Here is an 8,298-nt window from a genome sequence, read left to right as displayed (position 1 = left end):
TCTCCCGCACGGCGGGAGAGGGGCCGGGGGAGAGGGCAAGCGATTCCAACACCGCCGCACTTCGTTGAAACTCAACGCCCTCTCCCCCACCCCTCTCCCATTCGCATGGGAGAGGGGAGCGCATAGTCACGGCTATCGCGAAATATCAAACGACTCGGGCACCAGCGAATACACCGCAGCCGCCACGGGCCGTCCGTGCAGGATCAGGCGGTTCCGGGCGATGCATTCGAACTCCGCACCGATCTTCTCGGCAACGCCGCGGCTTGCGAGGTTGGTCTCCGCTGCCACGATCTCCAGCCGCGTGAGCCCGAGCGCGTGGAACCCGTGGCACGCCATCATCGTGGCGGCGCCCGACGCCAGCCCCTGGCGCTGATGGCCCTGACGGATCCAGTAGCCAAGGTTACCGAGGTTGTCCTCACGACGGATCTGGTTGATGGCCACGCCGCCGTAGAACGTGCGCCCATCGGCCGAGAACACGCCCACGTCGTACGCGGTGCCCTCGTCCATGTTGGCCGCGCAGCGCGCGAACCACTCCTGGGCATCGTAGGCGTTGTAGTCCGGATGCGCCCACGGCATCCATACGCCGACGCTGGCCATCGATTCCCGCACGGCAGCCACGAACGGCGCCACGTCGCTGGCGCGGAACGGTCGCAACAGGAAGTCCTTGCCGCGCAGCGGTAGCATGCTCAGTCCCGGTTGATCACCCGATCGCCTTCGACGGCCAGTGCGCCAGCCTTGGCCAACGCTTGCAGGGTCTGGTCGAACACGACCTCGATTGGCTGCGCGGCCATGAACCGCGCATGTATCCGCTGCATCAGCGGCGTGCCGCTCATCCACGCGAACAGTGCATCGTGCGAGATCGATTGCAGCTCCAGCAGCTTGAACTTCACAAGCACGCGCACGGCGTGCGTGGCATTGCGCAGGCCATCGCTCTGCAGATAATCGAGCCGGCCCTTCGCGCGCGCGATGGCGCCGCTCACGTCGTCGAACACGCGACCGTGCCCGGGAATCACGATGCGCGCGTCAAGCGTCTCGATCCGGGCGAGCACGGCAGCCTGCTCGATGAATCCGCTTTCGCCATCGAGCTCGGGAAAGATCACGCCGAACCCGTTTTCCCAGAGCGCATCGCCCGAGATCAGGATGCGAAGCGAAGGCGCGAACAGCATCACGGCGTGCGGATCATGGCCCGGCGCGGCCACCACATCCCAGTCGATGCCGCCGAGACGCAGACGGTCGCCGTCGTGCAGCACGGCATCGAATCCGAACCGCGCGCATTGCTGGCCCGTGGCCTGGAACGACAGCGCGGCCTGATCCCACGACGCGACAGCCGTGGCCTCCGCGGCGGGGATCGCGGTCTGGGGCTGCCAGCGCGCCTGCAAGGCCGCGTTGCCGCCGCAATGATCGGAATGCAGATGGGTGTTGATGATCCGGTGCAGCGGCCGGCCGTCGAGCGCCGACGCCACAAGCGCCTCCGTCTGCGCGGCGTGCGTCACGTAGCCGGTATCGACGAGTGCCGTTTCGCCGCTGGCATCGTCGACGAACAGCACGTTGTTCGCCGAGAGCCAGCCGCGCTCGAGCACGCGCATCGTGGGTGGCAGTATCGGCGCGCTCATGCTTCGCTCCCCGCCGCGCACAGGCGCGACACGCGCGCGGGCAGCAAGGCCCAGATGCGGCGGCGCTCCTCGTCATCGGCCTTGGACCAGCCCGCGATCTCGTCGATCGTACGCAGGCAGCCTTCGCAATAGCCGCTGGCCGCATCCATCTTGCAGACGCTGCGGCATGGCGACGGCACGGGCGCGACGATCTGCGCCGCGGCGGCACCGCGGACCAGATCGGCCAGAAGGCGGCGCTGTGCGGACGTCATGCCGGATTCGCCTGCGCAACATCTGCCACTTCCGCGCCGGTCATCGCCTGAAGCTGTTGCGGCGTCAGGTTGAAGACGGCGTGCGGATGGCCTGCGGCGGCCCATACGCTCTCGTAGCGGAACAGGTCCTGGTCCAGCAGCATCACCGGTGCCACCGCATGGCCGATCGGGCAGACACCGCCGATCGCATAGCCGGTTTTTTCGCGCACGAACTTCGCATCGGCCTTGCCCAGCACCCCCACGCGCGCGGCCACCTTGGCTTCATCGACACGGTTGCTGCCGCTGGCGATCACCAGCACGGGCACGTCGTCTTCGACGCGGCGGAAGATGATCGACTTGGCGATCTCGGCAACGCTGCAGCCCAGGCCGGCGGCCGCCTCTGCCGAGGTCTTGCCGGTGGCTGGCAGCATCACCACGGGACGATCGTGGCCGATGCCGGCCAGCAGGTCAGCCACGCGTTGCGCGGCTTCGGGGAGCGCGTTGGGTTCGCCCATGGATTCGCTCATGGATTTGGTTTCCTTTTTGTCATCGCGTCGCGGCTTAGTAGCCGCGCTGCAGATCCACGACACCGACAATCGGCTTGCCGGCTTCGAGCAGACGGATTTTCCCGGCGATCTGCGCGATGCTGTCCTCGCGCAGCGTCAGCGCCGAGATATGCGGCGTGATCGTGATGCGCGGCTCCTGCCAGTAGGGATGATCGGCAGGCAGCGGCTCGGTGCGGAACACATCGAGCGTGGCCCCGGCGATCTGGCCATCCTGCACGGCGGCCAGCAGGTCTTCTTCCACGAGGTGCTGCCCACGCGCCACGTTGATCACATAGGCACCGTGAGCCAGACGATACAGCAGGCCTGTGTCGATGATGTCCTCGGTCTCTGGGGTCAGCGGCAGCACGTTGACGAGCACGCGCAGGCCATCGAGAAATGCAACCTGGCCATCATCGCCATGGAATGACTGCACACCGTCCACCGTCTTCGGCGAACGGCTCCAGCCGCGCACCGGAAAGCCGAAGCCGGCCAGCGTGCGCGCGATATGCGAGCCCAGCGCGCCAATACCCATCACGCCGATCGTGAAATCGGCGCGGCGATGCGGCTTCAGGAATTTCCACGTGCCGGCGCGCTCCTGCGTGTCATACGCATCAAGCTTGCGGAAGTAGCGCAGCACGGCTGCAGTGACGTACTCGCCCATCTGGGCGGCCATTCCCGCATCATCGAGCCGAACGATCGGCACGCCGGCCGGCAGCGCATCGGGAGCCTTGTCACGCAGTCTCAGAATGCCGTCCACGCCGGCGCCGAGATTGAAGACGGCCTTCAGATCGGTGCGGCCGCGCAGCATCTCCAGCGGCGGACGCCACACCACGGCGTAATCGGCAGCCTGGCCCTGGCTGTCTTCCCAGGTCACGCATTGCGCTTCCGGCAGTACTTCGGCAAAGCCCTCAATCCACGGCGCATACCGGCCATCGGGCACGTACAGCTGCAACTTCATCTCGACTCCAGTGTTCTTTTTGGGGTGTGATGAAGCATTTTGGCAGAGGTCGCCGGTCAGCGCTTGGATTGCGGAAAGGCGTTCTGCATGGCGGATCGGCGGCGCCCATCTGCGCTTGTGTGCTCCCCTCTCCCACTTGTGGGAGAGGGGTCGGGGGAGAGGGTATTGAGGTTCAAATTGCCGCCGTCGCGTCTTGATGCGCTGGCCCTCTCCCCCAACCCCTCTCCCGCCGAGCGGGAGAGGGGAGCCAAACAATCCCCCCGAATCAGCCCGCGTACCCCTCCGCCCGAATATCCAGCCGCGCCAGCAGCGCGCGGTCGCGTTCCGCCTGGGGATTACCGGTCGTCAGCAGCTTTTCGCCATAGAAAATGGAATTCGCGCCGGCCATGAAGCACAGGGCCTGCAGTGCCTCGTCCATGATTTGGCGGCCAGCGGACAGGCGCACCATGGCGCGCGGCATCGTGATGCGTGCCACGGCGATCGTGCGGACGAACTCGAACGGGTCCAGCGCTTCGGTGCCCGCCAGCGGCGTGCCTTCGATCGGCACCAGGTTGTTGATGGGCACCGATTCGGGGTACGGGTTCATATTGGCCAGCTGCGCGATCAGCCCTGCGCGCGCTTCGCGCGTTTCGCCCATGCCCACGATACCGCCGGAGCAAACGTTGATACCCGCTTCGCGCACATGGCCGATGGTGTCCAGGCGATCCTGGTAGGTGCGCGTGGTGATGATCTTGCCGTAGTACTCGGGCGAGGTATCGAGGTTGTGGTTGTAGTAGTCCAGCCCCGCCTCCTTAAGCTGCTGCGCCTGATCGGCCTTGAGCATGCCCAGCGTCATGCAGGTTTCCAGGCCCAGCGCCTTCACCTCGCGCACCATGTCCATCACCGGCTCCAGGTGGCGGTCCTTCGGGCTGCGCCAGGCGGCGCCCATGCAGAAGCGCGTGGCGCCGTTGGCCTTGGCGGACTTGGCGGCATCGAGCACGGCCTCCAGATCCATCAGCTTCTCGGCCTTCACACCGGCCTCGTGGTGCGCGCTCTGCGAGCAGTAGCCGCAATCCTCCTCGCAGCCACCGGTCTTGATAGACAGCAGCGTCGACAGTTGCACGGTATTGGCGTCGAAGTTCTCGCGGTGCACTTGTTGGGCGCGGAACAGCAGGTCGTTGAACGGCAGGGCGAACAGCGCGGCGACATCGTCGACACGCCAGGCATCGCCTTCCTTCGGCGCGGCGGCGGCAATGTTGCGGGCCGACTGGCGCAGCGATTCAGGGGAGACGGTGGCGATGGTGTAATTGGTTCGTTGCGTCATGATCGATTGAGGGTTCGGTTGGGGCAGCTCACATGCGGTGCGGAGCGGCGTTATCGTTATGTGGGGATACGACGGGTGGCGTGCCGGAAAGCAGCGGCGCGAGGTCCAGGTATTGGGCGGCGACGGCCGGCGCGACCTGCCACGGAAGTTCGCCGAGCATCGGCGCATCGAGCGCATCCTGCAGCGTGACGATGTTTTCCTCTGGCAGCAGCATGTCGGGATCGATGCGATTGGCGATCCAGCCGGCAAGCTTGAGCCCGCGCGCCCGGATCGCTTCGGCGGTCAGCATCGCATGGCTCAGGCAGCCCAGCCGGATGCCGACCACCAGAATCACCGGCACGTCGAGCATCACGGCCAGGTCCGCCGTGTTCCACCGCACGGCGCCCACGTCCAGCGGCACGATAAATCCGCCCACGCCTTCAACGACCACGGCCTCCGCCTGCTGGCGCAGCGAATCGAACGCGTCGCGAATCGGCTTGCGCGTGATTCGCACGCCTTCCAGCGCGGCGGCCAGGTGCGGCGATGCCGGGGTGCGAAAGAAGAACGGGCACATCTCTTCCTGCGGCACGATGACGGAGCCCGCTGCGCGAAGCTGATCGACATCGTCGTTCTGCCAGCGGTCGTCGAGCCATTCGCCACCGGCAGCAATGGGCTTCATGCCCACGGTGCTGTAGCCGGCTTCGTGGAGCGCATGCAGCAGCGTGGCCGTTGCGTGTGTCTTGCCAACGCCGGTGTCCGTGCCGGTGATGAAGCAGGAAAAGCGCTCCGGCTTGTTGGCGATGACCGTCATGCCGCCTCCTTGTGCTGCTGCGGCATCGCACGGGCGATCGCCTCCAGCAGCCGCTCTACATCGACCGCCGTATGCGACGCCGACAACGTGATGCGCAGCCGCGCGGTGCCGGCAGGCACCGTCGGCGGCCGGATCGCGCCAACGCGAATGCCATCGGCTTCCAGCGCGGCCGACAGCGCCAGCGCCGCGGCGTTGTCGCCGATGATCAGCGGCTGGATGGCCGTCTCGCTCTGGCCCAGCGTCCAGCCTGCCCGCGCCGCCAGCACGCCAAGCCCCGCGCGCAACTGTGCAATCAATTCGGCCAGATGCGCGCGGCGGGAGTGGCCCTCCTCGCCGGCGATGATCTCCAGGCTCGTCAGCAGTGCATGCGCGACGGCCGGCGGCGCGGCCGTGGTGTAGATGTACGGGCGCGCGGTGTTGACGAGATGCTCGATGATCGTCTCGTGCGCGGCCACGAATGCGCCCGCCACGCCGGCCGCCTTGCCGAGCGTGCCGATATAGACCAGCCGCTCCGAGCGCAGCCCCAGCAGTTCGAGCACGCCGTGGCCGTTCTTGCCGAGCACGCCGAAGCCGTGCGCGTCATCGACGATGATCCACGCGTCGTGGCGCTCGGCCACTTCCAGCAGCGCGGCCAGCGGCGCGATGTCGCCATCCATGCTGAACACGCTGTCTGTCACGATCAGCTTCAGTTCACTGGCGCTGGCGGCCAGCAGCGCGTCCAGCGCGGCAGTATCGCCATGCGGATAGCGCTGAACATCGGCGCGCGCCAGGCGGGCGCCATCGATCAGCGATGCATGGTTCAGCGTCTCGCAGAACAGCGTTGCGCCGGCAGTGCCGAGCGACGTCAGCACGGCAAGGTTCGCCATATAGCCGGTGCAGAAGTACAACGCCTGCGCCTGCGGAATGTACGGTGCCAGCCAGCGCGCCAGTTCGTGTTCGAGCTGCGCATGCGCGAGCGAGTGGCCGCTGACCAGATGCGATGCGCCGCTGCCCGCGCCATAGCGATGCGCGCCTTCGGCCAGCGCATGGGCGATCGATCCGTGATTGGCCAGCCCAAGGTAGTCGTTGCTGCAGAACGTGAGCAACGGCGTGGGCGTGGCGTCGATCTGGCCAACCGACTGGTGTGGCGCGCAGGCCGTGTGGGCAATGCGGCGGCGGCGCGTCAGCGACTGGGCCTCGCGTTCCGCGGCGGCGCGTTTCAGGTGATCAAGCAGCATGGCGTGCCTCCTCGGCCGGATTCAGCACTGCCTGCAGCGTGTCCAGCAATTGTTCGCCGAGCCAGTTGGCCAGCCCGGCATCGAAAACGTACGGCGGCATCACGTACAGCGTGTGCCCGATAGGCCGCGCCAGGACGCCACGTTCGCGCGCCGCCAGATGGAAGCGCGCGGCAAAGTCCGCGCCGGCCGCATCGGCATCGACATCGGCTGCCCAGATCAGGCCGCGCTGGCGCACGTTACTGACGCGCGGATCGGCGGCGATGCCCGCCATGGCGCTGCCGAGCCACTGCGCGCGCTCGCGGTTCTGCGCGAGCACATCGTCCGAGGCAAACAGGTCGAGCGTGGCCAGTGCCGCGCGGCAGGCGAGCGGATTGCCCGTGTACGAATGCGAATGCAGGAAGCTGCGCGCGATGTCGTCGGCAATGAACGCCCGCTGGATCTCCGGGCGCGACAGCACCAGCGACAGCGGCAGGTAGCCGCCGGTAATGCCCTTGGACAGGCAAAGGAAGTCCGGCCACGCATGGGCAGGCACCGCTTCACCGCCGCGCGCCTGCTCCCAAGCGAAGAACGTGCCGGTGCGGCCGCAGCCCACGGCGATCTCGTCGGCGATCAGGTGCACGCGGTAGCGGTCGCACAGTGCGCGAGCACCTTCGAGGTACGACGGGTCATACATCGCCATGCCGGCCGCGCCCTGCACAAGCGGCTCGACGATCAGCGCGGCGATCTGGCCCGCACGATCGCGCAGCAGCGCTTCGAGTTCGGCCAGCGCGCGGGCCGCCACGTCGGCAGCGGTTTCACCGCGAGTGGCCTGGCGCGCGTCAGGAGACATCACCACGTGGGCGCGGCGCGTGAGCGGGTCGTAGGCGTCACGGAAGATCTCGACATCGGTCACCGCCAGCGCGCCCACCGTTTCGCCGTGATAGCCGTGGCGCAGGCAGACGAACTCGCGCTTGGCCGACAGGCCCGTGTTGCGCCAGTAGTGAAAGCTCATCTTGAGCGCGATCTCTACGGCCGATGCACCGTCCGATGCATAGAACACATTGCCGAGCGCACCACCGGTAAGCGCCGCCAGCCGCTCGGCCAGTTCCACGGCCGGTGCGTGCGTGCAGCCGGCCAGCATCACGTGCTCCAGCGTCTGCAGCTGCGCAGCAAGCGCGGCGTTGATCGCCGGATTGGCGTGGCCGAACAGGTTGACCCACCACGAGCTGATGGCGTCGAAATAGCGTTTGCCGCTGGCGTCGATCAGCCACGGCCCTTCGCCGCGCGCGATTGCCAGCGGCGGCTCGTTGGCGCCAGCATCGGGGCGCAGGCGCGTGCACGGGTGCCATACGGCGCGCTGGCTACGCGCCGCCAGCGACGTGTCACCGCCTTCGGGATTGGGGACAGGATGTGTCAAGGGGACTCTCCTACGTTGCCCGTCCGGTTCTTGCCTGCGGACGGATTTGGGAAGCTCATGGTAGAAAGGTCCCCGCCGGATTGGCAAACCGGCCGCACTGCGCTTGTTGAGTGCAATTTGACGGACGTTGCGCGAACTTGCCGGCCGCAGTGCTGCGCACTTCGCCCCACTACCTGCTACACGCCGATAACTTCGGCTAACGCGATGTAAAAAATTTCTCGCTGTGGATGCGCCGGCCCTCTCCCC

At 67.0% G+C, this 8,298-nt stretch carries 9 protein-coding genes; all 9 read right to left on the bottom strand.

Annotated features, from left to right (window positions below; all coding sequences use genetic code 11):
• Window positions 1–132 precede the first annotated feature (132 nt).
• Window positions 133–684, bottom strand: a complete 552-nt coding sequence (locus tag B552_RS0126555) for a GNAT family N-acetyltransferase (protein WP_019452099.1) — start codon at window positions 682–684, stop codon at window positions 133–135.
• A 2-nt stretch (window positions 685–686) separates the two neighbouring features.
• Window positions 687–1,613: an MBL fold metallo-hydrolase gene (locus B552_RS0126550; protein ID WP_019452098.1), complete on the bottom strand. Its 927-nt coding sequence runs from the start codon at window positions 1,611–1,613 to the stop codon at window positions 687–689.
• Window positions 1,610–1,864, bottom strand: coding sequence for a DUF1289 domain-containing protein (locus B552_RS0126545; protein WP_019452097.1), 255 nt, complete (start codon window positions 1,862–1,864; stop codon window positions 1,610–1,612). Before B552_RS0126545 ends, B552_RS0126550 begins: the two co-directional genes overlap by 4 nt.
• Window positions 1,861–2,358 (bottom strand): YbaK/EbsC family protein, encoded by a 498-nt coding sequence (locus tag B552_RS0126540; protein ID WP_026036078.1) that lies wholly within the window; start codon window positions 2,356–2,358, stop codon window positions 1,861–1,863. Before B552_RS0126540 ends, B552_RS0126545 begins: the two co-directional genes overlap by 4 nt.
• A 46-nt stretch (window positions 2,359–2,404) precedes the next feature.
• The gene (locus B552_RS0126535) at window positions 2,405–3,346 is read right to left on the bottom strand and encodes a glyoxylate/hydroxypyruvate reductase A (RefSeq protein WP_019452095.1); all 942 of its coding nucleotides are present in this window, start codon (window positions 3,344–3,346) and stop codon (window positions 2,405–2,407) included.
• Window positions 3,347–3,611: 265 nt separating this feature from the next.
• Complete coding sequence (gene bioB / locus B552_RS0126530) at window positions 3,612–4,649, bottom strand: biotin synthase BioB (protein WP_019452094.1); 1,038 nt, start codon at window positions 4,647–4,649, stop codon at window positions 3,612–3,614.
• Window positions 4,650–4,677: 28 nt separating this feature from the next.
• Complete coding sequence (gene bioD, locus B552_RS0126525; RefSeq protein WP_019452093.1) at window positions 4,678–5,439, bottom strand: dethiobiotin synthase; 762 nt, start codon at window positions 5,437–5,439, stop codon at window positions 4,678–4,680.
• Entirely contained in the window at window positions 5,436–6,656 is a 1,221-nt protein-coding gene (bioF, locus tag B552_RS0126520) for an 8-amino-7-oxononanoate synthase (RefSeq protein ID WP_019452092.1), read from the bottom strand. The genes bioD and bioF overlap by 4 nt, the downstream gene beginning before the upstream one ends.
• Window positions 6,646–8,052, bottom strand: coding sequence for an adenosylmethionine--8-amino-7-oxononanoate transaminase (gene bioA, locus B552_RS0126515; protein WP_019452091.1), 1,407 nt, complete (start codon window positions 8,050–8,052; stop codon window positions 6,646–6,648). Before bioA ends, bioF begins: the two co-directional genes overlap by 11 nt.
• Window positions 8,053–8,298 lie beyond the last annotated feature (246 nt).

Origin of the sequence: Cupriavidus sp. BIS7 (assembly GCF_000292345.1) — a bacterium.
In the GTDB taxonomy this organism is placed as follows: Bacteria; Pseudomonadota; Gammaproteobacteria; order Burkholderiales; family Burkholderiaceae; genus Cupriavidus.
Note: the sequence above shows the minus strand (reverse complement) of the source record. Positions and strands in the feature narration are given on the sequence as shown.